Origin of the sequence: Halomonas sp. ND22Bw (assembly GCF_003011945.1) — a bacterium.
Classification (GTDB): domain Bacteria; phylum Pseudomonadota; class Gammaproteobacteria; order Pseudomonadales; family Halomonadaceae; genus Halomonas; species Halomonas halophila.
Window position 1 is genome coordinate 1 of the sequence record NZ_PXWD01000817.1, and the last position, 274, is coordinate 274.

Sequence of the window (274 nt, forward strand, 5' to 3'; positions counted from 1 at the left end):
CCAAGCGGCCAGCGTCGCGTTCATGTAGACGATCGAGCCGGCCGGATCGATCGACAGGAAGCCGGCGGGCGCGTGGTCGAGGTAATCGATCGCGTGCTGGAGTTCCTGGAAGACGTTCTCCTGGCGCTCGCGCTCGTGCGTGATGTCGCTCACCGTCCAGAGGGTGGCGGGCCGGCGCGGCCGCTCGATGGGCCGCACCCCGATCCGGAACCACGCGAAGGCGCGCTCGGGACCGCCGGGCGGCGGCGCCATGCGGATCTCTTCCGAATGGCCG

The 274-nt window shown here is 70.8% G+C and carries 1 protein-coding gene; it reads right to left on the reverse strand.

What is annotated here, in order from left to right:
* Positions 1 to 252: hypothetical protein (locus tag CVH10_RS20410; RefSeq protein WP_219924901.1), on the reverse strand; the 252-nt coding region annotated here is incomplete at its 3' end.
* Between the last annotated feature and the right edge of the window lie 22 nt (positions 253 to 274).